Source organism: Radiobacillus kanasensis, assembly GCF_021049245.1.
GTDB classification, from domain to species: domain Bacteria; phylum Bacillota; class Bacilli; order Bacillales; family Amphibacillaceae; genus Radiobacillus; species Radiobacillus kanasensis.
The window spans coordinates 2,251,272-2,276,730 of the sequence record NZ_CP088020.1; the positions used below are offsets into that span (position 1 = coordinate 2,251,272).

A 25,459-nucleotide genomic window follows, 5' to 3' on the forward strand; every position below is an offset into this window, starting at 1 on the left:
CTTATTTTCCTCCCTGCAATGCGGATTTTAAGTAGATCTCTAAGTCTGCGAAGTCTACCTCTTCTTGCTCGCCTGTGGATAGATTTTTCACCGAAGCAATAGAACGTTGTAATTCGTCATCTCCAAGTACAATAGCAAACTTCGCTTGTAGTCGATCTGCCGCTTTCCATTGACCCTTCGGTTTTTTATTTAAATAATCTTTATCTACTTGAATACCTGCCTGACGTAGCTTGTATTGAAGGCTTACTGCTTTCTGATTTGCTTTCTCACCCATTGTAATAATGTAACAATCTAAAGACTCATCAACAGGAAGCTCAATACCTTCTGCATCAATCGCCATTAATAAGCGCTCTACACTTAATGCGAACCCAATTCCTGGTGTTTCTGGTCCACCTAGCTCTTCTACTAAACCGTTATATCTTCCACCACCAGAAAGGGTTGTAATGGCACCAAATCCGTCTGCATTACTCATGATTTCAAATGCTGTGTGATTATAATAATCCAAGCCACGAACGAGATTCGGGTCAACGACAAAAGGAATTCCCATATTCGTTAAATGTTGTTGAACTGATTCAAAATAATTCTTCGATTCTTCGTTTAAAAAATCTAGTATAGAAGGTGCCGTTTCCATCGCTGGGTGATTTCGGTCCTTCTTGCAATCTAATACACGTAATGGATTTTTCTCTAGTCGAACCTTACAGTCATCACATAGTTCGTCTTTATGTGGAGTAAAGTGGCCGATCAATGCATCTCGGTGGTTTTCTCTACTTTCTTTATCTCCTAAACTATTGACGACAAGCTTTAGCGACTTCAATCCAAACGATTGATAGCAGTTCATTGCTAATGCGAGAACTTCCGCATCAATTGCAGGATCTGCACTCCCTAATGCTTCTACGCCAAACTGAACAAACTGTCTCATTCTACCTTGCTGCGGGCGTTCATAACGGAACATAGGTCCCACATAGAAAAGCTTTGTCGGTTGATTCGGTGAACCGAACAATTTGTTTTCAACAAATGCACGCACAACGGAAGCTGTACCTTCTGGTCGAAGGGTAATGCTTCGATCTCCGCGATCAGTGAAGGTGTACATCTCTCTTTGTACAATATCGGTTGTATCCCCTACCCCACGTTGGAACAGTTCGGTATGTTCAAAGATTGGTGTCCGAATTTCTTTATAGTGATAATTCGTACACAGTTCTGTTAGTGCGTTTTCAATGTATTGCCATTTCTCTGATACACCTGGTAGTAAATCTTGAGTCCCTCTCGGTGCCTTTAAGCTCATACGATAACCTCCTTGAATTTTTCCTTATGTAGGCTTGGATGTTCTTGTCAGATTGCTTGATTGTTATGGAGGTAAACAAAAAAACTCCCATCCCTAAAAATAAGGGACGAGAGTTTCACCCGCGTTGCCACCCTAGTTGAAGCATCATGCTTCCACCTTACACAGTTAACGCCTGCAAAACGTCTGCATTTACTCGTTATTCAATGCAGAACCTACGGAGTGTCTTTCTTTAAGGTTTCTTGATAAGTACTTCCAGCCAAGGTACCTACTCTCTTTTCAAGGTCGCCTTAAATACTCTCTCCATCATTGGCTAATCCGTCATCCAATTGAATTGTTTATAATCATAATAGCTGTTACACAAGATGTCAAGAACGATTTAGTTTTTCTTTTAACTTTTTTACTTCCCCAAGAGAAATCCCGAACTCTTCAGCTATTTCCATACCATTTAACTGTCCCTCTACTTCCATAAAACGGTGAAAGTTTACTCCATATATATCATTAGCTTCTTTTGCAATCGTTTCTTTTCTATTTGCTCTCATTCGATCGGTCCTTTCTTCTTCTTGGATTTTTTCTCGATTTTTTATTATGATGAAAGATGGAATCCAATCTTAACTAGAATACAATCGCACAAAAAGGTGGATTGGGGAGGAAACCATATTGTCAAAACGTGTTGTAATCGGAATTGTTATGTTGTTAGTTTTATCCATATCTTCCGTGGTCTATGCAAGTAATGCGATAATCCTTGTCAATGATTTAAATGTTCGTAGCGGGCCAGGGCTAGACTACGACGTAATCACCCAGGTAAATCAAGATGAACAATACGAAATCCTATCCGAACAAGGAGAATGGATAGAAATCCAATTAACAGAAGGTACCGTTGGATGGGTAACGAGAGATTATATCTCGGTAAACGAAGATTCCTCTCCAACACCAGCTGAAACTGAAAATACGCAAACAGAGGAAGAAGAAGCGAAAGAAGCGAAGCATTATGTAATTACGCACTATAATAAAACGATTCTTCGTACTGGTCCTTCGGTTGACTTTGATATTTTAGACTCTGTTGAAAAAGGACAATCTTTGGAAGTGCTAGGTGAGGAAAACGATTGGTACGAGGTCTCGTTAAAGGATCAAGTCGGGTATGTAGAAAAATGGCTAGTCAATCCTCAATCATCTGTTCCCATTTCAAATCAGTGGGCTAATAAAACCATCGTTATTGATCCTGGTCATGGCGGAAGGGATGTAGGAGCCATTGGTCAAAGTGGAAGCTATGAGAAGACTCACACGGTTCGTACCGCTTTAAAGCTTAAAGAAGAGCTAGAATTGTTAGGTGCTCATGTCATCCTGACAAGAACGGTAGATCAATACATGTCCTTAAGTGGACGAGCTAGTGTTGCAAATCTCTATCATGCAGATGCCTTCATCAGCCTCCACTATAACAGTACGCCTGAAATTCCGTCTGCTAGTGGAATCAGTAGCTATTACTATCACGAGCGAAACGAATCCCTCGCTATAGAGATTCAAAACGAACTAATGAAAGCGACTGGAATGGATGATCGAGGTACACAGTTTGGGGACTTCCAGGTCATTCGGGAAAACCATCGACCATCTGTTTTACTGGAACTAGGCTTTCTTTCAAATGTGGAAGAAGAGGAAAAAATTATGTCCGTAACGTTTCAAGAAAAACTATCAGAAGGGATTATAAAAGGGCTAACTAACTACTTCCGTATTAACTAAGTGGAAAGAGGTGGGAAAAAACTATAACTTCCCACTCTTAAGACAAACGATTACAGGATAAGAAGCTTAGAATGTTACGATTCAATAGATCGATCTTCATTCACATTTGATAGAAAATGCGACGTAAGGATTTTGAATAATTACTAAAAAGTCAAGTTTAGCCTAAGTGCCACGCTCCGGCAGAATACTTCGCTTTCCGCTGGCACGGCCTCAGCTTCCTGATATGAACGAAACTGTCAACCTCGCGCTGTTCCCGCTGGAGTCTACGTATTCTGCCTACGCTTGTAGGTATTTTCTAATATAATGGGTTATTAATACCTATAAAATGAGAAGGCCGGAAACACCTCTGACTTGAAAAGAACTCCGTACTAAGCTGCGGAAAAATGCGAGACTCCTGTGGGAAAGGAACAGTTGAAGACCCCACAGTGAGCGTTCTTTGCGAGCGAGGAGGCTGAGGCGTTCCCCACGGAAAGCGAGTATTTTTCCGCAGCCCCGGATTAGCAGTCAACTTGTTAAAGAAAATAAAAGAATCACTATTTCGTTATGTCGCAATTTATATATTATTAGCAACAAAATTTAAAAAGTACCTAAAAGAAAAATCCGAACTAATTCGAATTCTAATGAAACAATTTTCGAATTATAGTTCGGATTTTAATTTAATTAAAACACTTTTGTGCCAGTCCATTTAATGCCTTAGTCTTTGTATAGTTTTCACACTAGCTCAGGCGTTCTTCATGTATCTCTACTATCTAACAAAAGCGTAACAGGACCGTCGTTGGTAAGCTGAACATCCATCATCGCGCCGAATGTTCCTGTTTCCACGACAATTCCTTTTTCCATCAACTTTTTATTAAAATAATCATACAGTTTCTTAGCAGGATCTGGTTTGGCAGCAGCCATAAAATTAGGTCTCCTGCCTTTTCTCGTATCTCCATATAAGGTAAACTGCGAGATTGATAAAACTTGTCCATTAATATCTTTTACCGAGTCGTTCATTTTCTCAGCATCATCTTCAAAAATTCGAAGATGAGCAATTTTGTCTGCCAAGTAATCTGCATCCTGTTCGGTGTCTTCGTGGGTAACACCAATTAAGGCAACGATCCCACTTCCAATTTTACCGACAACCTGCTCTTCGACAGTTACTTGAGCTTGGCTGACTCGTTGAATAACAGCTCTCATCTTTCCACCTCTACTGTAACATTCTCGTAACGGTATAAACATCCTGGATTTGCTTCAATCGATCCACAATTCGACGTAAATGACTTAGATTATGAATGAGAATCGTAATATGAATTAACGCCATTTTATTACGGTCTGATTTTCCATCTACCGCAATAATGTTTGTTTTCGTTTCATTTACAACCTGGAGCACCTCATTCAATAAACCTCTTCGATCAAATCCGGAGATTTCCAGATCGACATGATATTGTTTCGAAGTATTTTCTTCATGCTCCCATTCCACATCCAGAATACGATCTTTCGCTTCATCTGTTTGGATATTCGGACAATCTGTTCGATGAACCGAAACCCCTCTACCTTTCGTAATATAGCCGACAATTTGATCACCTGGAACAGGTGTACAGCATTTGGATAATCGCACTAATAAGTTATCAACACCCGATACACGCACCCCAGAATCCTTTTTCGTTCTTGAGGTTGGCTTCGCTTCGCTACGAACCCCTTCTAACGATTGTTCGAGATCTTGATCTCTTTGCTGTTGCTTTCTAATATTTTCAGTAAGGCGTGTCGTAATTTGAGCGGCGGTTATCCCTTGATACCCTACCGCTGCATATAATTCTTCTTCCGATGTAAAATTAAATTTTTCTGAAACTCTCTTAATATTTTCTTGTGTCAAGACTTCTTTCACATCGAAGCCAGCAGTCCGGATCTCACGCTCAACTAACTCGCGACCTTTTAGGATGTTTTCGTCTCTTTTTTGCTTCTTGAAAAATTGTTTTATTTTGTTTTTCGCTTGCGAGGTTTGGGTGAGCTTAATCCAATCCTGTGACGGCCCGTATGAATGTTTCGAAGTCATCACTTCAATAATATCCCCTGTCTTCAAGCGATAATCAAGGGGTTCCATTTTTCCATTAACACGAGCACCGATTGTTTGATTCCCGATTTCGGTATGGATTTTATAAGCGAAATCCAATGGCACGGAACCAGCTGGTAATTCAATAACATCCCCTTTAGGTGTGAAAACATATACCATGTCAGAGAACAGGTCAACCTTTAGGGATTCCATGAATTCTTCCGCATCATGGGTTTCATTTTGCCATTCTAAAATTTCTCTAAACCAGGATAGCTTTTCATCCGATGTTTGCTTATTCTGATCTAATTTTTTTCCTTCTTTATACGCCCAGTGTGCAGCTACTCCAAATTCCGCAAGCTCATGCATTTCCTTTGTACGAATTTGCACTTCAAGCGGTGCCCCTTTAGGACCGATTACTGTCGTGTGCAAGGACTGATAAAGATTAGGCTTCGGCATCGCGATGTAATCTTTAAAACGGCCAGGCATGGGCTTCCAACACGTATGAATAATGCCAAGAACTGCATAGCAATCTTTAATACTATTTACGATGATCCGGACAGCTAACAGGTCATAGATTTCATTAAATTGCTTGTTCTGAAGCACCATTTTCCGATAAATACTATATAAATGTTTCGGTCTACCAGAGAAATCAGCATTAATATTTACTTCGTCCAATTGTTTCTGAACCTCTTGCATGACTTCCTCTAAATAATGGACTCGTTCTTCCCTTTTTTGTTTCATAAGATGCACGATTCGGTAATATTGCTGCGGGTTTAGATAGCGTAATGCCGTATCTTCTAACTCCCATTTTATCGTAGAAATCCCTAAGCGATGAGCAAGTGGCGAGAAAATTTCTAACGTTTCATTGGAAATTCTTCTCTGCTTTTCGGGTGGTAAATGCTTTAACGTTCGCATATTGTGAAGTCTATCGGCGAGTTTAATTAAAATCACACGAATATCCTTCGCCATCGCAACAAACATTTTACGATGATTCTCCGCTTGCTGTTCTTCTTTCGATTTATACTTGATTTTCCCAAGCTTCGAAACTCCATCTACTAGCATGGCCACTTCTGGATTAAACTCCTGCTGGAGTTGCTCCACTGTCACATTCGTATCTTCTACGACATCAGGAAGAAACCCACCTGCAATAGTCTCTGGATCTAGTTCTAAATGAACAAGAATTCCAGCTACTTGAATCGGGTGGATAATGTAAGGTTCCCCTGACTTTCTATACTGACCTTCATGGGCCTTTTGTGCATATTCATAGGCACGTCTAATAAAAGCTGTATCTTTCTCGGAAAGGTACTCACTTGCCTGTTTGATTACATCTTCAGCTGTTAAAATGTTCTCTCTTGCCATATTTCATCACCTTAGTTCCCTTTGTATCTTTCCTCGATCGAAAATCATTGAAAGCCAAGAATCTTTATTAGAATTATTATAATCTGAATCTGATTCTTTGTCACTCATCATCCACAGATGGTAAAACCTTACTCTTCGTCCGTTCCTAAACTTTTGTTTAAACTTGATTGTAACATATGTAAGGAACAAGGAGTACTCGTGTGCCGAGTACTCCTTTACTACTGTTTAAGAAAAACAATAAAGTATGCTTTTATATTTAGTCTTCGTACTGCATCAAGGTTAGAACGTCATATCCTTTTAATTTGTCACGTCCGTTTAAGTACGTAAGCTCGATTAAAAAGGCACATCCAACAACAATTCCACCTAAATCCTCAACTAGTTTAATCGTTGCTTCAATCGTTCCACCTGTTGCTAAAAGGTCATCCGTAATTAAGACACGTTGACCTGGTTTAATTGCGTCCTTATGAATGGTTAGCACATTCTTGCCATATTCTAAGCCATAGTCCACTTTAATCACTTCACGAGGTAGTTTTCCCTCTTTTCGTACTGGAGCGAAGCCAACCTGTAGCGCATAAGACACAGGGAAGCCAACGATAAATCCTCTCGCTTCCGGACCAACAACTAAATCAATATCTCTATTCTTTGAATACGTTACAATTTCATCGACCGCAGATTTGAATGCTGCTCCATTATCCATTAAAGGAGTAATATCCTTAAAACTAATACCCGGTTTTGGCCAATCATCTACTAGTGCAATATACTGCTTATAATCCATTTGTTACTTCCTCCTTAAGTGGAACCAATCTATTTATTTGGTTTTCTAACCATTCTTTCAATTCTGCATATGAAGAATAATATAAGACCGACTCGATTTCTAGTTGAGCCTTCATAGCTTGATAGGACGGCGCTTCTGTTAAATCCTTTTTGAGTGGACTATCACAAGGTGTAATAAGCTTTTCAACTACCTTTATAAAGTCTAATTCTAGAAAAACTTGAATCATAAACTGTACTTTTTCTACTTTCCAGCCCTTGTGCGTTGCAATTTTAGGAATGTCACTATCCCTTAGTTCTTTACGCTTTAAAACAAAAGCATACAACCATTTAAATTCTTCTCTGGTCGGCAAAATAGAAATCGTGCTGTTTGGACCGTTTCGATAGCAAGTATAAATGACATCAGGATTTAATTTTTCCAGAATCGATTCGATATCCTTTAAACGACGTGGCAAGTCTAGTAACACAACATGACGATATGGCTTTTGCTCTAAAATGGCAAGTGGCAAGTCAGAAAAAGTAAAATGATCAAAGCCGTTTGGTAGTTTGGCAATATTCGTATTATCTGTAAAGGAAATAGCGATAGGATCCTCTAATTCCTTATCCAACTGCTTATACCAATGATTCGACCCACGATAGTCAAACAGTTGCCATTCCTTCACTGCGATATCCTTCAGCATAAGCTGTGGCTTGACGCTACCATTCCATTCATTAATGCTTAACTCCCCAACTGCTTCCACAACAGCTTGCGGAGAAATGCGAGAAAATAAATTTCCCATCCCGAAGCCTACACCATCGAGGATATGGGAATCTTGTTCAAACGTGAATTTTAAATGATTGCTTGTACTACCAATTTGTTTGATTTCCCTCGGCTTCGTCTGAACATGAAATAGTGGCTTTGGATTTCCCATCCCGAAAGGCGCTAGTGCCGATATTTCTTTAATCAAATCAATCTGAATAGACTCGATTGGAAGACTCGCCTCTATTCGTATTACTTGTTTAAAGTCTTCATCTGTTAACTGCTCTTTCGCTATTTTATTCAACGCTCCTCGCAATGGCGCAATTTGTTCTATATCTAGCGTCATCCCGGCAGCTTGTGCATGTCCACCAAAATGGTTAAAAAGATTACGGACCGTCATACAGCTACTAAATAAATCAAATGCATCAATACTTCTAGCAGAACCTTTTGCTTTACCGGTACTAGAATTGATCGATAGAACGACTGCCGGTCGATCATATTGTCTCACCAGCTTGGATGCGACTATTCCTAGTACCCCTTCGTTCCAACCCTCTTTCGCGACGACAATGACATGACTGTTGTCACCTGGTGACTCATTCTCTACCATTGCCTGCGCTTCTTTTGCAATATCTGATACGATTTTTTGTCGTTCCTGATTGAGCTGCTGAATAAAATCCGAAAGCTCCCTAGCTTGTTCTAAGTCATCTGTTAATAACAAGTCCACAGCCATCGAAGCATCCTGTAACCTGCCCACCGCATTAATTCTCGGACCTATTAAGAAACCGATATCCTCCTCGTTCACCACACTATCAATCTTACAAATATCCTTTAAAGCAATAAGTCCTGGTCGTTTCGTCCGACTAATTGCTTGAAGTCCATAATAGGCTAGCACCCTATTTTCATCTACTAAAGGGACGAGGTCTGCAATCGTACCAATAACGACAAGGTCTAAAAGCTGCTTAGGAAAATAACCGAGAAGATGTTCCGCAAATTTAAAGGCTACACCAACCCCAGCTAACTCGTGAAAAGGGTAGTTCTCGGAACATTTTGGATGCACAATCGCGTAAGCATCCGGTAGTTCTTCTTGAACCTCGTGGTGATCCGTAATAATTAAATCTAATCCTAATTGTTTCGCAACTTCAGCTTCATAGACAGCTGCAATTCCAGTATCGACCGTAATAATGAGGGAAAAGCCATTTTCTTTTGCTTCCTGAAAAGCTTTTTCATTTGGTCCGTAGCCTTCTGTGAAACGATTCGGAATATAGAAATCGCAAGACGCACCTAACTCTCTTAATGCCTCCATCATAACAGATGTCGAACTGACTCCATCTGCGTCATAGTCTCCAAATACTAGAATCTTCTCCTCGTTTTCAATAGCCTGTTTCACCCGTTCAACGGCTAAATCTATATCATGTAAAAGACCTGGATCATGTAACTGAGATAATTGTGGATGCAAAAAAGCGTCTGCTTCTGCTTCCGTTTTCACGTTTCTCTGACGAAGCAATTGCTCTGTCCATGGAGAAATGTTGAGGTTATGCTCAAATCCTATCTGATGCTGATCATATGTAAAATTCCATTTTGCTTGGCTTTGTAACATAAATTCACCCCTGACTCACTTATTATACAAGAGTGATTCAGGGGGAGCAAACAGATTCTTCGCCATTATTCATCCAATTTTTTCTCATCATCCACTTCTGAGCTCTCCACATCAGTGGCAAACGCATTCTCATTACTACCATTTTGTTCGATAAATGCGAGGTTTTCTTTTTTCAATCGCTTATTTTCCCGTTGTAATCGTAATATCCGTACGAACCCGACAGAAGCAGTGATAAGTCCACCCATTAGAACGGAAAATAAGATAACAAGGATGAGTGGAGCGTTCCCTGTTCCGAAAAGATAATCTACTTCCACTGGTTCCACGTTAATGACCGCAAATATTGCAACGATTAATGCAAAGATAAGTGCTGTGATAATATAACTTTGCCCTTTCATGATAAGCCTCCTTCATGCGTCCTCTCATTATAAGGTTTTTGCCAATATCTGTCGAACCCCTCTCTTTCGTATTCCCTAAAAAGTATCATTTAAATCTAAAAAGAGGCACGGGCAAAATTTTTAACCTCCTTCTTTACAGGCCGGAATAGGCTACTTTATAATTTTTGAATAGGGTTTCCAATTATTTAGAGGATTAATTAGCTGCTTCCGACTACAAAATTTACCAAATTAGAAAGTAGTAACTTAGCGTAGGGCAGAATACGGAGACTCCTGCGGGAACAGCACGAGGTGAAAGCCCCGCAGGAAGTGGGTTGCTTCCGAGGAGATTGAGGCCGTGCCCGCGGAAAGCGGAGTGTTCTGCCGAAGCGCGGCATCAAGCTTCACTTCATTTCTTTTCAATAAGATTTTCAATTAGAATTACGTCGCAGTATATATATTATTAGCAACAAAAATACCAAAAAGAAAAATCCGAACTGATTCGAATTCTATAGAATTCGAACCATGGTTCGGATTTTATTAGGATTAAAACACTATTGTCCCAGCTTTTGGATGTTAGACTTGTGGTCCTCCAGATTGTTTTTTCTCTGAATAAATAATTGGTTTTTCTTTAATATTTCTACCTCTCATGACTAACCAAAGCTGTGCCGCTATGAATACAGAGGAATACGTCCCCGCAATCAAACCAACGACTAAAGCAAAAGAGAAGTTTGTGATGGAAGATGCACCGAAAATTAACAGCATGACTGCAGCAAATACTACGGTAAGAACCGTGTTGATGCTTCGTCCCATCGTTTGAAGTAGACTCTTGTTGACAATGGCTGCAAGCTCTTTAAATGATTTGACTCGCTTTTTCAGCTTCACATTTTCCCTTATACGGTCGAATGTAACAATTGTATCGTTAATCGAGTAACCGACAATGGTCAGAATGGCTGCAATGATCGTAATGTCAAATTCTAGTCTCGTTATGCTGAACATCGCTATGATAAAGAACGAATCATGCAATAGTGCCAAAATAGCAGCTAATGCATAGTAAAATTCAAAACGAATGGTTACATAAATGATGATCCCAATCGCTGCATAGAGTACCGCTAGGGCCGCATTTTTAGCCAGCTCTTTCCCAACAACTGGAGAAACCGTACTTATATTAGGCTCATTACCATACTTCTCCCCAAACAATTCTTTAATATCAGCTACTTGGGCTTGTGACAATACCGAATCGAAGCGAGCTACGGCTATTTCATTGTTTTCGCCAGCTAAGACTATCTTTTTCGCATCTATCCCTAATGAGGACAACTCAGACTCAATTTCCGAAACCTCTACCGTATTCTCTGAAAGTATTTCCACCCGTGAACCACTGGTGAAATCAATGCCTAGATTCAATCTCATCGTCGCTAAGAAAATAATTCCTGCAATAATGAGAACTCCGGATAGAAGGAAGAATTTTTTACGGTTATGAACTAAGTCTGGTTTCTTTCCGAAAATAGTCGGTTCCACTTCGGTCTTATCAGACTTGTCTTTGATATCTTTTTTCTTTACACCAAACCAGCCTGGCTTCTTATTTAAAAACTTACTGTTCACCCATAAGCCTAGGAACAGTCTAGAACCATATACGGCTGTTAGAAAACTAACCAAAATACTAATAATTAGTAAAGTTGCGAACCCTTTAACAGAGCTTGTTCCAAAAATAAATAGAACAACAGCAGCAATAATCGTTGTAATGTTCGCATCTAGAATGGTAGATAACGAATTTTTATTCCCTGCTTTAAACGCAGCCACAACTGATTTTCCAGTTCTTAACTCTTCCTTTATCCGTTCGTACGTAATGATGTTAGCATCGACTGCCATCCCGACCCCTAATATGATTGCTGCAATTCCTGGTAAGGTCAGTACACCATTCATCCATTCAAACACGACTAAAATGAGGTATATATAAATACTTAATGTAACCGTTGCGACAACCCCTGGTAATCGATAGTAGAACATCATGAATAAGAAGATTAAGGCAACGCCTAGAATACCAGCGAAAACCGTTTTATCCATTGCTTGTAATCCAAACTGTGCTCCAACTGATGTCGAATATTTTTCTACTAACTTCGTTGGTAAGGATCCAGCATTCAAGATATCGGCTAAACGTTTTGCGGATTCTACAGTAAAGTCACCGTTAATTTGTACATTTTTTGTATTTAAAACCTGATCTACTCCTGGAGCAGATATGTATTTCGGGTCCTCTTTTTGGGATTCCGCTTCGAAAGTATCTCCCTCTTCATAATCCATCCAAATAACGAGACGGTTATTAGGTGGGGTTTTCTGTGAAATCTCTCTCGTAACATCCGCAAATTTGGATGCATCCTTTAACTCCAGCGTTACAATTGGTTGTTTCGTTGTCGGATCAAAATCTTGCTGTGCACTACCCTCGACAATATCCGAACCGTCCATGTACTCTTTATCATCTACCCCTCTAAACGACAAGGTCGCAGAAGTAGATAACAATTCCCTGGCTTCAGTCTGATTTTGCACACCGGCTAGCTGAACACGAATCCGATCTGGTTCCTCAATATTAAAGCTCGGCTCGCTCACTCCAAGTACATCCACTCGCTCACGTAACGCTTGAGTAGTTGCTTCTAGCATTTCCATACTTACTTCTTGATTTTCATCCAGTGGCTCTACTTGGTAAAGTATTTCGAAACCACCTTGTAAGTCTAGTCCTAGTTTTATATCCTTTGTAATTCCGGTAACGGTTGCCCCAATTGTTCCAGCGAAGAGTAAAACAATTAGAAAAAAGGCAACAATTCTACCCCTTTTTACCATGTTGTTAAGTGCCTCCTTTACTCCATCCACCCAATACGATATGTACATAGCCATTGCAATGAATCATAGGGTTTCACGTAGTTGGAGCAATTTCTTTATAATATATGAGTTTGGACAAACATAAACGTATTATAGAAATAATATTAAACTACTGTCAATCGCCTTCCTTCTACTGATTCGGTTGCGTTAATGCTGCGATAGATGCTAAAAGGCCTTCTTCATCCTGGTATGCTTCTACGGTGAGGTAGCTCATATAAAGGGAAGAGCTTAAATGAAGAATATCCTCAACCACTTCATGCAACCTTTTTTCCGGATTCCCTTTCCACACTTTTTTAGACAAGCATTTCCATACATCTTCTCTCGTTGTCCGAGAATAGCCCATGATATGTAATTCATTTACTTTACTATCCAACACAGGGACAAGACTTGATTTCCATTCATCGACTGGTTTCTTTGTACTCATTAAACCCTCTCCTTGATTCCAACAATATAAAAATGCCTGTCATGCTTGGACTACTCATTCGCATATACATTCATTGTATACGAAATCCAAAACTTTGAGAAGGCAGGTCGTTCATTATGACCAAGCAAACATTTTTGCAAGGAACCCTGATTCTTATTTTAGCAGGGATGATTACACGATTCTTAGGATTTATTAATAGAATCATCGTAGCTCGATTAATGGGAGAAGAAGGTATTGGCCTATACATGATGGCATTACCTACACTCTTTTTGGTTTATACCTTATCACAAATTGGACTACCTATCGCCATTTCTAAGCGTGTTGCAGAAGCAGAAGCAAAGGGCGACTTAGCCAAAGTGAAAAGAATCCTCGTCATCTCCTTGGTCGTGACGGGTACGTTAAGTATCGTTTTTCTTGTCGGAATGATTCTGTTCGCACCAATCGTGGCTCAGAAATTCTTGACGGACGAGCGTACCTTATACCCGCTATTAGCGATTAGTCCAATGGTCCCAATTAGTGCCATCTCAGGGGTGCTAAGAGGCTACTTCCAAGGTAGACAAAATATGAAGCCACAAAGCTACGCACAAGTTATTGAACAAATTGTCCGTATTTCTTGTGTCGCTTTACTTGTTAAACTGTTTCTCCCTTATGGCGTTGAATTTGCTGCGGCTGGCGCGATGATATCAGTCATAATCGGTGAGTTTATTGCACTCCTATTTATGATGAGAATGTTTAAGCTTAAGAAACGAATTAAGCTTCGTTCGAAGTTCGTGACTTATTTAAAATCTGGAAAACAAACGTTACAAGAGCTATTATCGATTGCTTTACCTAGTACAGGTAGTCGACTAGTCGGTTCATTATCGAATTTTTTGGAACCAATCGTTGTGTCCCAGAGCCTAGCTATCGCTGGAGTACAAACTGCCATTGCCACACAGCAATACGGATTACTAACCGGCTATGCGATTCCTTTGTTGTTTTTACCAACCTTTATTACGCATTCTCTAGCTGTTGCACTTGTACCAAATATAAGCGAGGCCGAAGCACATAATAACAACAAGCTCATCCACTATAGGATTCATCAAGCCATTCGGATATCCTTTTCATCAGGAGCTTTAGCCACTATAGTTCTCATCCTATTTTCCGTTCCGATTCTTCAGTTTATGTATGGGAACAGTGATGCTAGCCGCTTTCTTGTCTTAATGGCACCTTTTTTCATTTTGCTCTATGTCTCTTATCCATTAAATGCGACCTTGCAAGCTTTGGATCACGCAAAGGCCGCTATGTGGAACAACATCATCGGAAACTTTGTTAAATTTGCTTTAATGATTGTATTGGCTTCAAACCCACAATTTGGAATTATGGGAGTCGCGATTTCCTTAGTGGTCGGAGTTGTATTAGTATCCTTGCTACATATGGCTACTTTAATAAAAGTAATTTCGTTTAAGTTTCCATTACTCGATGTCGTCAAGATGGTAACATTACTAGTCGGAACTTGGTGGGTCGGAAAAGTACTCGTTCAGATGTTTCCGAGTTATGAGACGAACATAATCACCTTCTTACTTCTCTTAATTATACTAAGTGGTATCTATATAACATTTTTGTTTGTTCTACGATTTATTACGAAAGACGAGCTGCTTCAGATTCCATACTTAAACCGCTTCGTCTCTTAATAACTAGACGCTTGGTCATTTCAATGGCACCAAGCGTCTAATTTATGATCATTTCTTATGATACAACTCATAGAAAATTTCAATAAGTGGGAACGTATTTTCATACTCCATATTATCCTCTATGTTCCAACAGGTTGCCAGAACAGAATGACAAAATCCCCATCCTAACATTTTACGCTTATCTAAACCTAATTTTTCTACAAAGTTTTGTACCCGCTTTTCTGTTAGTTCTCTTACGTTTGTTTCGGATACCTCGTTAAGCATATATTGAATCACATCGTATTCTCTATCCCCAACCAATCCTTTTGGGTCAATGACAACCCATTCACCATCCTCCCTTTGCAATACATTATAATGATGGAAATCTCCATGCAGCAAATATGGCTCCCCTTGGTCTTTTAAGAGTAGCTTACACGTTAACATAGCTTGATATAAAACCTCTGATGATATCGGACCTAGCCCTTGTGGATGCTTTTCATACATATGAATGAGCTGATTCCCTCTATCTTCTACAGTCGGAAATTCCGTTTGGGTATCAGAAGACAATGGAAGCCAAAGTTTTTGAAGTAACTCTGCAGCGATTTCGTTGGCTCTTGCCTCATCATTCAATCTATCCAAAGAGTTTCCAGGTGAAATTCTTTCTAGCAGCATATACCCTTTCTCGGGGTCCACCTGTAATAACTTAACCATTCCTCTTCCTTGAAAATCCCGGACAGCCAGTCTTTCAAAATGAAATTCCTTAGTAGGAATCTCTAACTTGATAACAACCTCTTCACCGTTTTGGTTTCTTTTAGCTAAGGCAACAAAGTTATAAGAAAGACGAAAAGGTTCTAATATAGTGATATCCCAAGCCTCTTCGCATTCTCGTATGATTTCATCCAAGTTTGCAATCCAAGCTTGCCCTTTCTCCTTATGAATGCTTTTTATCGCTTTTATAAAGTTTTCCGGTAATGTGACCATACTCTCTCCCCTATTGGAAATGTTTAATACCTCTTCAAATTCGCTTCTTCTAACCAAAAATCCTTCTTTCTATCATGGGTACACTGTACAGACACCACTCGATTTTTGTCGAAATCGATCAAAAAACATCAACCCAATAGGATTGATGTTTTTTTGATCTATTTCTTCTTGTCCATTAAATCAATATACCACCGGTTTTCAGAGTCAATAGAACAAAAGGATATTGATTTAATAGAGGAATATCCTCGTTCCCTTAGATTTTCTTCTAGCCATTCTTTGGATTTATGGATCTTTGCTAAGGACTCTTCCCGAATCTCTCCATCTACTACTAGAGGAACCACAAAATTGTCGGAAGCGATTGGTTCAACACCTTTTTTAGATTTTTCCATAACTGAAAGCTTCCCAGACGTTTCCAATATAGCAAATTCTACATCTTGAATATTCCTAGTTCCGTTCTCGCGTAACTGTTGCATTAAATCGTTAAAATTGTAACGTTGCTTCCGCATTTCATTCTCATCGATTTTCCCCCGTGAAATAATCACAGAGGGTTTACCGTCAAACCAATCACGAAACCTTACATTCTTTAATGATAAGTATGCCGTCGTTCGTTGTATAATAAAGAGGACTCCCATTGGCAGTAAGGCATGCATAAAGCTTTCGGAAGGATCCTCTACGGCAAAAACAGCCATTTCCGCAATCATCATGAACACGACAATGTCTAAAATACTTAACTCTCCAATTTCCCTTTTTCCCATGAAACGCATGATGATTACAATAACGAAATAAGTAAGGATGGTTCGAAATATGATATTACCGATATCGAGTTCCAAACGACACACTTCCCTATCTTAAAAAGATCGTTTGTAGTATTTCCTTTCGGGTTCAATCATATCCAACCATTATAAGGTTTGTTGAAAAGGAATTAAGTAGCGAATGTAAATGTACACAGTCGTAATAATTAAAGATACAATAACTAACGGGATACCATATAGAAGAAACCGGATGAACGGGATTCGTTGGTTGGAGCCTTCCGCGAGACCAGCTACGACAACATTGGCAGATGCACCAACTAAAGTCCCATTCCCACCTAAGCAGGCACCTAATGCCAAGGACCACCAAAGCGGATCTAAGTTCGCCATTCCATAAGACTGAAATTCTCTAATCACTGGGATCATGGCTGCTACAAAAGGAATATTATCCACAATACCTGAGAATATACCAGAAACCCAAAGAATCAGCAATGCTGTTTTCGGTAAATCTCCTTCCGTCAGCCACATGACGCCTTTTGCTAACTCGTCTATCACGCCTACTTTTTCTAATCCACCAACTAACATAAATAAGCCGATAAAGAAAAACAACGTAATCCATTCAACCTCTTGTAACACTTTTTCCGTTCCCGCTTCCTTCTCGGTTAAAAGTAAGAGAAGGATGGCCCCACTAACTGCTATCGTCGTTAGATCCATATGAATAACCGGATGCAAAATAAAGCCTACGATAGTTAAAAGCAAAACCGTTATCGATTGATAGAGCATTGGGGTTTTCTTTAAATATTCTTCCCCATTCATGTTCATGAGTTGATGAACATGTTGTTTACTATAGGTTAGTTTATTACGAAAAAGAAAAGAAACCGATACTATCATAAAAATAAATAAGACCACTACAACTGGACCAAGATTCGTAAGAAACGAAACGAAGGTCAAGTGGTCGACGGCCTGACCAATCATAATGTTCGGAGGATCCCCAATTAACGTTGCCGTCCCCCCTATATTGGCACTAAAAATAATAGTGAGCAAATAAGGAAAGGAAGGTAGTTGTAGGATTTTGGTCAACGTTAGGATGATTGGAACAAAAAGTAAAACAGTTGTAACGTTGTCCAATAAAGCAGAACCAATCGCCGTTAAAATTCCTGCACCTATAAGCAATTTAAGTGGTTCACCCTTCACTTTCTGCGCGAAGGTGATCGCGATATACTCAAACAGTCCTGTTTTTTTCGTAATCGATACAAGAACCATCATGGAAAATAAAAGCGCAATGGTTTTCCAATCGATAAACTCTGCAAATGCATCTTCCCATTCATATATATTTAACAAGAGCAAAAGCGCTCCACCAGCCAGGGCAACTAGAGCTCGATTGATTTTTTCGGTCATGATAAAAAAGTAACTAATTAAAAAAACCAAGATTGCTATTGTTGTAGACATTCTCTGTCCCCCCTCATCCTTAGTTGATTCAAGGTTTTTTCCGTTTGTAATACAAGCTTCTCTACAATGTATTCAACTTGTACCGAAATTATTTAATTCTAATTCAAAATTGATTGAATAGAATGGTACAAATGGACAACCAGGGAGGGGTTATATGGTAAAACCAAGACTTGTATCCATTATGTATGGATGGGTAACAATTTTGGGCGTTATGCTCGCCGCTAGTCTAATTCTTTCACTTTTACTTCGCTTTTCGTCACTTGGGGAATCGACATTAAACTGGACCACTTTAATTGTTAGTATCATTGCTTTGTTTGCTGGTGGTTTAATTGCGGGAGCAAAAGGAAAGGAAAAAGGCTGGTTACTTGGAGGATTAACGGGAATTGGGTTCACGATCTTTATTTTGTTATACCAATACTTAGGCTATGGCACCGTTTTTTCTCTCGAGCAAACGTTGCATCATGCAGGTTTTTTAATCGCAGCATTATTCGGTGGAATCTTCGGGGTAAATGTATCCGGCAATCAAGAAGAAAACACGAAATAATGAAAAAAGGACTAATGGCAAAATCCATTAGTCCTTTTTCCTGGTTTAGGAAATTATAAAATTTGCCTTGTGTGAATAACATACTGTAATTGCCACGTCCAGCTCCAGCGCCCAGCAACTAGCGAGACTTCCCTCACCTCTGTACGATAACTGTTCGACGTTAGTCGAATTTCCTTAAACGTAAAAGCTCATCGTGTTTCCTTTATCTCCGACGGTTCAGTCCAGTCCGTACGTTGCTATCCGGGCGCCCCGAGCTTTTGTTCCTTTAGTCGTTACTTACTACTTCTCTCACTGCTGAACGATCGTATGTAAGTTTCGAACCTTCATCGTTGATTAGAACAACGGTATCTTCATCTATCGCATGAATCTTGGCATGAAATCCGCCAATCGTGACTACCTTGTCCCCTTTTTTCATCTCTGATTGCATTTGTCTAACTTGCTTTTGTTTCTTCTGTTGTGGACGAATCAAAAGAAAATAGAAAATTGCAAACATCGCAATAATAGGTAATAGTTGCGCTAATGTTCCCATTCCATCTCCACCTCCTCTTAGAAGTTTTTTGCATCTGGCTTGTTAAACCCATACTGCTCAAAAAATTCTTCTCTAAAATCACCAAGCCGATCATTTCGTATCGCTTCACGGACTTGTTCCATTAATTTTAACAGAAAATATAAGTTATGATAAGTAGTAAGTCTCAATCCAAATGTTTCGTTACTTTTTACGAGATGGCGAATATACGCTCTTGAATAATTTCGACAAACATGACAATCACAATTTTCATCCAAAGGACCAAAGTCTCGAGCGAACTTCGCATTGCGGACAACTAATCTACCATTAGATGTCATACACGTTCCGTTTCTTGCAATTCTCGTCGGTAGGACACAATCAAACATATCAATTCCTCGGATGGCACCATCGATAAGTGAATCTGGTGATCCTACTCCCATTAGGTAACGCGGTTTGTTATCTGGTAATAATGGAGTCGTGAACTCTAACACTCGATTCATAACGTCCTTCGGTTCTCCAACAGACAATCCACCTACTGCATAACCAGAAAAATCTAAAGAAGTTAAATCCCATGCACTCTGTCTACGAAGGTCCTCATATTCACCGCCTTGAACAATTCCGAAAAGTCCTTGCTTAGAAGGATTCTGATGTGCCTTTAAACAACGCTCCGCCCATCTGCTTGTCCGCTCTACAGAGCTTTTCATGTATTCGTGAGTTGCCGGGAATGGCGGGCACTCATCAAATGCCATCATGATATCAGAGCCTAATGCATTTTGTATGTGCATTGCTTTTTCTGGTGATAAGAAGAGCTTTTCTCCACTAATATGGTTACGGAAATGTACGCCTTCTTCTTCAATTTGTCGTAAGTCACTTAAACTAAAGACTTGAAATCCGCCTGAGTCTGTCAGAATAGCTCCATCCCAATTCATAAAGGAGTGAAGACCACCAGCTTCTTGAATAATATCTTCACCAGGACGAAGCCATAGGTGGTACGTATTAGAGAGAATAATTTTCGCTCCGATTTCTTCTAATTCCTCAGGACTCATCGTTTTAACGGTAGCTAACGTACCGACGGGCATGAAGATAGGAGTTTCAAAAGAGCCGTGTGGGGTGTGAACAATTCCTAAACGAGCTCCAGTTTGTTTACATGTTTTTATATGTTCATAGGTGATAGGCATACTCTTTTCCTTCCTGTTACAGTATTAACATGGCATCTCCAAAGCTGAAAAAGCGATAGCGCTCTTTAACTGCTTCCTCGTATGCTTGTAATATAAATTCCTTACTAGCTAACGCACTAACTAACATAATTAACGTAGACTTAGGCAAATGAAAGTTTGTAATTAAGCCATCAATTGCTTGGAAGGTATAAGGCGGGTAAATAAAGATGTTAGTCCAACCGCTACTTTCTGTAAATCTACCTTGATGATCTCGTGCAATGGTTTCTAGTGTTCTTGTCGAAGTTGTACCAACTGAGATAATTCTACCATTCTGCTCTTTCACTCGATTTAAATGATCTGCTGTTTCCTGTGACATCAAATAAAACTCGGAGTGCATATCGTGATCTTCAATTCGGTCGACACTTACTGGACGAAACGTTCCTAATCCTACATGGAGTGTGATATAGGCAAATTCTACTCCTATATTCTTTAGCTCATCCATAAGTTCCTTCGTAAAATGTAAGCCTGCGGTTGGAGCAGCTGCTGATCCTTCCTCTTTCGCATATACCGTTTGATAGCGATCCTTATCCGGTAATTGTTCCTTTATGTAAGGTGGTAATGGCATTTCTCCAAGTTCATTCAAGACTTCTAAAAAAATACCTTCATATTGGAAAGAAAGGACTCTTCCACCGTGTTCCTTTTCTTCCTTACAAATAGCGGTTAAACGACCTTCTCCAAACGAAATCGTCGTTCCTACTTTTATTTTCTTAGCCGGTTTCACTAATACTTCCCAATTATCTTGCTCTAACTGTGTCAGTAATAATACTTCCACTTTAGCACCTGTATCTGATTTCGTTCCGTACAGTCTCGCCGGCAGTACTTTTGTATCATTTAAAACTAGACAGTCTCCTTTTCGAAGGAAAGACTTAATATCCGAAAAGTGTTGATGGCTCATTGTCTGCTTTTCTCGATTAAGAACGAGCAGTCGCGAAGACGCGCGATCCTTGAGGGGAACCTGGGCAATCAATTCTTCTGGTAAATGGTAATCGAAATCGTTAATATCCATAACAAACTCCTTAATAACCTCACTTAAATTTTCCAATCAAGTAAAAAATCAAAGAAAGAACAATACTTACAACAATCGAGGTCATGATCGGAAAGTAAAAGGAAACATTCCCTTTTTTAAAACTGATGTCTCCTGGTAGTTTTCCAAAGACACTCCAAATTACACCAATCACGACAAAAATTACTCCTATTAGGATAAAGATTTTGCCCATTCCCGTCAAGCTTGTGGCACCTCCCGTTGAAAATGCTCATAGGCCTTTGGTGTAACTACTCTTCCTCTTGGCGTTCGTTGAATAAACCCGATTTGTAACAAATATGGTTCATATACATCCTCTATCGTTTGAGATTCTTCCCCAATCGTTGCAGCAATCGTATCTAATCCTACTGGCCCACCTTGGAAGCCATCCATAATTCCCAACAACAGTTTATGGTCAATATGATCAAGCCCTAATTGGTCAACTTGAAGCATTTCTAACGCTTTCGTCGTGGTTTCTATGGAAATCTTGCTTTCGCCTCTCACCTGAGAAATATCCCTTACTCTTTTCAACAGTCGGTTGGCGATACGTGGTGTTCCACGAGATCTTCTCGCAATCTCATTCGCCGCATTTTCACTAATTTGCACATGAAAAATCTCGGACGTTCGCTCTACAATTTTGCATAAATCCGCGTTTTCGTAATACTCCAGCCTACTTAATACTCCAAAGCGATCCCGGAGAGGAGCTGTAAGTAATCCGGCACGTGTCGTTGCCCCTACTAACGTGAATGGAGGCAAATCAATCCGAACAGACCTCGCACTTGGCCCTGTACCAATCACTATGTCTAAGCAAAAATCCTCCATTGCCGGGTACAGAACTTCCTCAACCGATCTCGGTAATCGGTGAATTTCATCTATAAACAACACATCGCCCGCTTCTAATGAAGAAAGAATTGCAGCTAAATCCCCAGCACGTTCAATCGCCGGTCCAGAAGTTGTTCGGAATTGGACCCCCATTTCATTCGCGATGATAGAGGCTAGCGTGGTTTTCCCTAACCCTGGTGGACCATATAACAAAACATGATCGAGTGGCTCGTTTCTCATTTGAGCGGCTTCAATGAATATAGCTAAATTCTCTTTTACTTTATGTTGCCCGATATATTGTTGTAAGGAGGTTGGACGCAGACTTAGCTCCATTCCCTCATCATCATGCTGTAACTCCCCAGATATCATGCGTTCATCCATGTTTCCACCTCATTTTTATTTCTCCATCATCAAGGCAAGGCCTTTTCGAATCAGTTCATCCGTTGTCGTTAACTTGCTTTCTCTTAATTTAGGCGTAATGAATTTAATTTCTCTGTCGGAATAACCAAGCGAACGAAGCGCGGCAAACGCTTCTTCTAGCGCTTTTGACTCTACGGATGGAGCCTTTTCTGGCGTGATATCTACACCCTCAAGTTGAACTCCCATATCCACAGAAAGCTTTCCTTTCAAGTCCAAAATCATTTGACGCGCCGTCTTTTTCCCCACACCCGGAAAACTGGTTAAAAATTTCTCATCCTCCCGCTCAATGGCAGCAACGAAGTCTGGCACACCTGCATTCCCTAGAATCGCAAGAGCCCCCTTAGGACCGATTCCAGATACATTTAATAGCTTTTTAAATAAGAATTTTTCTTCCGTTTTTCTAAATCCAAATAGAAGTTGAGCATCTTCTCTTACATAGTGGTATGTATATACACGGATCTCTTCCCCTACTTTATCTTGAAAGACAAATGGATTGGTACAAAATATCTCATAGCCCACACCATGGGATTCTACATATATCGCATCGTCTTGAATGGAATCTAAGTTTCCTCTTATGTATGCAATCATAACAATTCTCCCTTATAAATCAAAACTAACTCTATTTTATCATACAAGCATATGTTCGACTTTAAAAAGCTTCAAAAAAAATTCTAGCCTATGCAAGACTAGAATTTTCAAATTAACTATTAATCGTTTTATTTGGAATCATTTTGCGATACGCTTCCAATACGTACTGATAAACTTCTTTAGATTTAATTTTGATTCCTTCCCGTAGTTGCTCTGCTTGGTAGCTTTCTAATTCCTTTGTATCAATCTGATAAAACGATTGAATGACTTGGCTGTTCACCGGTCGTCCTTCAAAAATGGTTAAAATATTATTCTTGATTCCGAAGTAACCATTTTCTTTAATATAAGGGGATATATCCGAAATCTCTTTACGGAACGTGACTTTTCCTTCTTTTTGATCCACCACTTGCCATCCATCATAATAGGACCAGAAATCTTGCATGGCCCATACCGTTTCTTCATGTGTCTGCTCTACTACTTTTCCGTCTATATAATGTTTTTGTAACGTTACTTGTAATGTTAATGGTTCACTTTTCACTAAGCTTTCCTCTTTTTGTTTTTCCGTTTTCGTTTCAGCGGCATCAATCACTGTTTGTTCATTCGATAACCCTGTTATACTTACAAAAGCTAACCACGTGATGACGGCATATAGGCATCCTCGAACGATTTTTCTCATGTTGTTCACCCCATTGAATAGATAAATTCCTTGTATTCGTGTTCAAAAAGGAGGATAAAAAGCGTAAAGAAATTCAAGGCGGCGCTGCTTTGAGTACCGGAATGTATGACTATAGATACATGAGGAACGGAGAAGCAAGCCAACGCAGAAGTTCAAAGCGATTTTTACCGGACTTTTTGAACATCCTCTTGTAGTTAAAGTTTGACCAATTTAAGAAGGAATATCCATCAATGAAAAGAAAATTCCATATTAAAAAGAAAAGCAGCCTCTTTTGGCTGCTTGTAAAAACATACATACTGAATCATGATTACATAACACATGACAATCGTAATGAGAAAGGAAATGAGTAAAAATGGTCCTCCAGCGACCGTGGTCATCATAATGAATAAGACATAAAATGGAGTAGATATCCCAAAAAGAAGCAAAGAACTATACGTAATGATTTGCTCTATTCTAGTCTTACTTTGTAATAATTGATCGCGTATAAACGCATATGAGGAACATTGCAATACAGTAGAGGAAATCGTACATATACTGATGAGAACGAAGCAGTGAAAAAAGGTACCGCTTATCGTTTCATCCACTGGATAAGCCGCTGTATTGGCCGTTTCTATTTGAATAATCATGACCCCGTATAAATACAACAATAAACTAGAACACAAATAGATAGCGTAGCGATTGGTATTCATTGGACCCTCCTCTCTTATACTTTATATGTATGAGGGAGGAACACCAGAATAGACCTTAGCATTGACCGTTTGTTCCTGTTTGCTCCATTAAAAAACAAGCACCATAGAGGGTGCTTGTCGTAATTATAGCTGGTTCATCACTTCTTCATCTGCTTCAAGGTTATGATAAATATCTTGAACATCTTCATTGTCTTCTAGTACATCAATAAGATTAATCATTTTTTCGACGTCGTCGCCGCTTACTGGGGACGTTGTTTGAGGGATCATCGTTAATTCTGCTGTTGTGAAGGTGAAGCCTTTTTCTTGAAGCTGATCTTTCACGCTAGCAAAATCCTCTGGCTCCGTATAAATTTCAAAGCCTTCCTCTGTTGTTTCCATTTCTTCTGCTCCAGCTTCGATAACTTCCAGCAATAAATCGTCTTCACTAATATCCACTGAGTCGTTTGGAATTACTAAGTAACCTTTTCGATCGAACATAAACGAAACGCAGCCATTTTCACCTAGGTTTCCACCATTTTTATTAAATGCGTGTCGGACCTCTGCTGCTGTTCTGTTTTTATTATCTGTTAAGACGGAAACCATTACCGCTACCCCACCAGGACCATAACCTTCATATGTCATCTCTTCATAGTTGACGCCGTCCAGATCCCCTGTAGCCTTTTTAATGGCTCTGTCTATATTATCGTTAGGCATATTATTCGCCTTCGCCTTATCAATAACAAGTCGCAAGGAAGCATTCGTATCCGGGTCCCCGCCACCTTGTTTAGCCGCAACAAAAATTTCTTTTGCCAGCTTCATAAAAACTTTTCCACGCTTTGCATCTTGTGCATTTTTGCGTCGTTGAATATTTTTCCACTTAGAATGACCAGCCATTGGACATTCTCCTTTCTTTCGTAAATCCTTTAAAATCACACATCTAAAAATCTGTAATTACCTTCTCACTATACCATAAACAGACCATTTTTTTAA

The 25,459-nt window shown here is 39.6% G+C and carries 24 protein-coding genes and 1 other annotated feature; of the genes, 3 read left to right on the top strand and 21 right to left on the bottom strand.

Translation table 11 applies throughout. The annotated features are described in order from the left end of the window. Position 1: 1 nt before the first annotated feature. Both hisS and KO561_RS11745 read right to left on the bottom strand, forming a co-directional pair. Positions 2 to 1,282, bottom strand: coding sequence for a histidine--tRNA ligase (hisS, locus tag KO561_RS11740; protein ID WP_231093441.1), 1,281 nt, complete (start codon positions 1,280 to 1,282; stop codon positions 2 to 4). A gap of 99 nt (positions 1,283 to 1,381) precedes the next feature. After that, positions 1,382 to 1,598: a binding site (T-box leader), on the bottom strand. A gap of 49 nt (positions 1,599 to 1,647) precedes the next feature. Next, positions 1,648 to 1,821, bottom strand: coding sequence for a hypothetical protein (locus KO561_RS11745; protein WP_231093442.1), 174 nt, complete (start codon positions 1,819 to 1,821; stop codon positions 1,648 to 1,650). A 118-nt stretch (positions 1,822 to 1,939) separates the two neighbouring features. Here KO561_RS11745 and KO561_RS11750 point away from each other — a divergent pair, with 118 nt between their 5' ends. Continuing rightward, on the top strand, positions 1,940 to 3,016 hold the full coding sequence (locus KO561_RS11750) for an N-acetylmuramoyl-L-alanine amidase family protein (protein WP_231093443.1): 1,077 nt from the start codon (positions 1,940 to 1,942) through the stop codon (positions 3,014 to 3,016). A 732-nt stretch (positions 3,017 to 3,748) separates the two neighbouring features. Here the strand turns inward: KO561_RS11750 and dtd are convergent. From dtd to KO561_RS11785, 7 genes are all read right to left on the bottom strand, one after another. Next, the gene (dtd, locus tag KO561_RS11755; protein ID WP_231093444.1) at positions 3,749 to 4,195 is read right to left on the bottom strand and encodes a D-aminoacyl-tRNA deacylase; all 447 of its coding nucleotides are present in this window, start codon (positions 4,193 to 4,195) and stop codon (positions 3,749 to 3,751) included. 10 nt (positions 4,196 to 4,205) lie between these two features. Next, positions 4,206 to 6,407: a RelA/SpoT family protein gene (locus KO561_RS11760; protein WP_231093445.1), complete on the bottom strand. Its 2,202-nt coding sequence runs from the start codon at positions 6,405 to 6,407 to the stop codon at positions 4,206 to 4,208. A 256-nt stretch (positions 6,408 to 6,663) separates the two neighbouring features. Next, positions 6,664 to 7,182 carry an adenine phosphoribosyltransferase gene (locus KO561_RS11765; protein WP_231093446.1) on the bottom strand — a complete coding sequence of 173 codons (519 nt, stop codon included), beginning with the start codon at positions 7,180 to 7,182 and terminating at the stop codon, positions 6,664 to 6,666. Continuing rightward, the gene (gene recJ, locus KO561_RS11770) at positions 7,172 to 9,514 is read right to left on the bottom strand and encodes a single-stranded-DNA-specific exonuclease RecJ (protein ID WP_231093447.1); all 2,343 of its coding nucleotides are present in this window, start codon (positions 9,512 to 9,514) and stop codon (positions 7,172 to 7,174) included. The genes KO561_RS11765 and recJ overlap by 11 nt, the downstream gene beginning before the upstream one ends. Positions 9,515 to 9,579: 65 nt before the next feature. After that, positions 9,580 to 9,909: a LapA family protein gene (locus KO561_RS11775; RefSeq protein WP_231093448.1), complete on the bottom strand. Its 330-nt coding sequence runs from the start codon at positions 9,907 to 9,909 to the stop codon at positions 9,580 to 9,582. 552 nt (positions 9,910 to 10,461) lie between these two features. After that, complete coding sequence (secDF, locus tag KO561_RS11780; RefSeq protein WP_231093449.1) at positions 10,462 to 12,717, bottom strand: protein translocase subunit SecDF; 2,256 nt, start codon at positions 12,715 to 12,717, stop codon at positions 10,462 to 10,464. 169 nt (positions 12,718 to 12,886) lie between these two features. Continuing rightward, positions 12,887 to 13,180 carry a post-transcriptional regulator gene (locus KO561_RS11785; RefSeq protein WP_231093450.1) on the bottom strand — a complete coding sequence of 98 codons (294 nt, stop codon included), beginning with the start codon at positions 13,178 to 13,180 and terminating at the stop codon, positions 12,887 to 12,889. 116 nt (positions 13,181 to 13,296) lie between these two features. On the opposite strand from KO561_RS11785, the gene spoVB reads away from it, so the two are divergent. Further along, on the top strand, positions 13,297 to 14,850 hold the full coding sequence (spoVB, locus tag KO561_RS11790; RefSeq protein ID WP_231093451.1) for a stage V sporulation protein B: 1,554 nt from the start codon (positions 13,297 to 13,299) through the stop codon (positions 14,848 to 14,850). Positions 14,851 to 14,898: 48 nt separating this feature from the next. Here spoVB and KO561_RS11795 read toward each other — a convergent pair whose 3' ends face one another. From KO561_RS11795 to KO561_RS11805, 3 genes are all read right to left on the bottom strand, one after another. Further along, on the bottom strand, positions 14,899 to 15,810 hold the full coding sequence (locus KO561_RS11795) for an aminoglycoside phosphotransferase family protein (protein ID WP_231093452.1): 912 nt from the start codon (positions 15,808 to 15,810) through the stop codon (positions 14,899 to 14,901). A 158-nt stretch (positions 15,811 to 15,968) separates the two neighbouring features. Beyond that, a complete protein-coding gene (locus KO561_RS11800) occupies positions 15,969 to 16,574 on the bottom strand; it encodes a DUF421 domain-containing protein (protein WP_408004869.1) in 606 nt (201 codons plus the stop codon). A 135-nt stretch (positions 16,575 to 16,709) separates the two neighbouring features. Further along, positions 16,710 to 18,008: an ArsB/NhaD family transporter gene (locus tag KO561_RS11805; protein ID WP_231093454.1), complete on the bottom strand. Its 1,299-nt coding sequence runs from the start codon at positions 18,006 to 18,008 to the stop codon at positions 16,710 to 16,712. A gap of 154 nt (positions 18,009 to 18,162) precedes the next feature. Between KO561_RS11805 and KO561_RS11810 the strand changes: the two genes are divergently transcribed. Then, on the top strand, positions 18,163 to 18,552 hold the full coding sequence (locus KO561_RS11810; RefSeq protein WP_231093455.1) for a TIGR04086 family membrane protein: 390 nt from the start codon (positions 18,163 to 18,165) through the stop codon (positions 18,550 to 18,552). Between the two features lie 265 nt (positions 18,553 to 18,817). Here KO561_RS11810 and yajC read toward each other — a convergent pair whose 3' ends face one another. From yajC to KO561_RS11855, 9 genes are all read right to left on the bottom strand, one after another. Next, the gene (gene yajC, locus KO561_RS11815) at positions 18,818 to 19,081 is read right to left on the bottom strand and encodes a preprotein translocase subunit YajC (protein WP_231093456.1); all 264 of its coding nucleotides are present in this window, start codon (positions 19,079 to 19,081) and stop codon (positions 18,818 to 18,820) included. A gap of 17 nt (positions 19,082 to 19,098) precedes the next feature. Beyond that, positions 19,099 to 20,235, bottom strand: a complete 1,137-nt coding sequence (gene tgt, locus KO561_RS11820) for a tRNA guanosine(34) transglycosylase Tgt (protein ID WP_231093457.1) — start codon at positions 20,233 to 20,235, stop codon at positions 19,099 to 19,101. A 16-nt stretch (positions 20,236 to 20,251) separates the two neighbouring features. Then, positions 20,252 to 21,280, bottom strand: coding sequence for a tRNA preQ1(34) S-adenosylmethionine ribosyltransferase-isomerase QueA (gene queA, locus KO561_RS11825; protein WP_231093458.1), 1,029 nt, complete (start codon positions 21,278 to 21,280; stop codon positions 20,252 to 20,254). A gap of 19 nt (positions 21,281 to 21,299) precedes the next feature. Beyond that, complete coding sequence (locus KO561_RS11830; RefSeq protein WP_231093459.1) at positions 21,300 to 21,500, bottom strand: DUF2905 domain-containing protein; 201 nt, start codon at positions 21,498 to 21,500, stop codon at positions 21,300 to 21,302. Next, positions 21,497 to 22,498 (bottom strand): Holliday junction branch migration DNA helicase RuvB, encoded by a 1,002-nt coding sequence (gene ruvB / locus KO561_RS11835; protein WP_231093460.1) that lies wholly within the window; start codon positions 22,496 to 22,498, stop codon positions 21,497 to 21,499. Before ruvB ends, KO561_RS11830 begins: the two co-directional genes overlap by 4 nt. 15 nt (positions 22,499 to 22,513) lie before the next feature. Continuing rightward, positions 22,514 to 23,125, bottom strand: a complete 612-nt coding sequence (gene ruvA, locus KO561_RS11840; protein ID WP_231093461.1) for a Holliday junction branch migration protein RuvA — start codon at positions 23,123 to 23,125, stop codon at positions 22,514 to 22,516. Positions 23,126 to 23,237: 112 nt separating this feature from the next. Beyond that, on the bottom strand, positions 23,238 to 23,801 hold the full coding sequence (locus KO561_RS11845; RefSeq protein ID WP_231093462.1) for a BofC C-terminal domain-containing protein: 564 nt from the start codon (positions 23,799 to 23,801) through the stop codon (positions 23,238 to 23,240). A gap of 227 nt (positions 23,802 to 24,028) precedes the next feature. Then, the gene (locus KO561_RS11850) at positions 24,029 to 24,490 is read right to left on the bottom strand and encodes a hypothetical protein (protein WP_231093463.1); all 462 of its coding nucleotides are present in this window, start codon (positions 24,488 to 24,490) and stop codon (positions 24,029 to 24,031) included. A 123-nt stretch (positions 24,491 to 24,613) separates the two neighbouring features. Then, the gene (locus KO561_RS11855; RefSeq protein ID WP_231093464.1) at positions 24,614 to 25,363 is read right to left on the bottom strand and encodes a YebC/PmpR family DNA-binding transcriptional regulator; all 750 of its coding nucleotides are present in this window, start codon (positions 25,361 to 25,363) and stop codon (positions 24,614 to 24,616) included. Positions 25,364 to 25,459 lie beyond the last annotated feature (96 nt).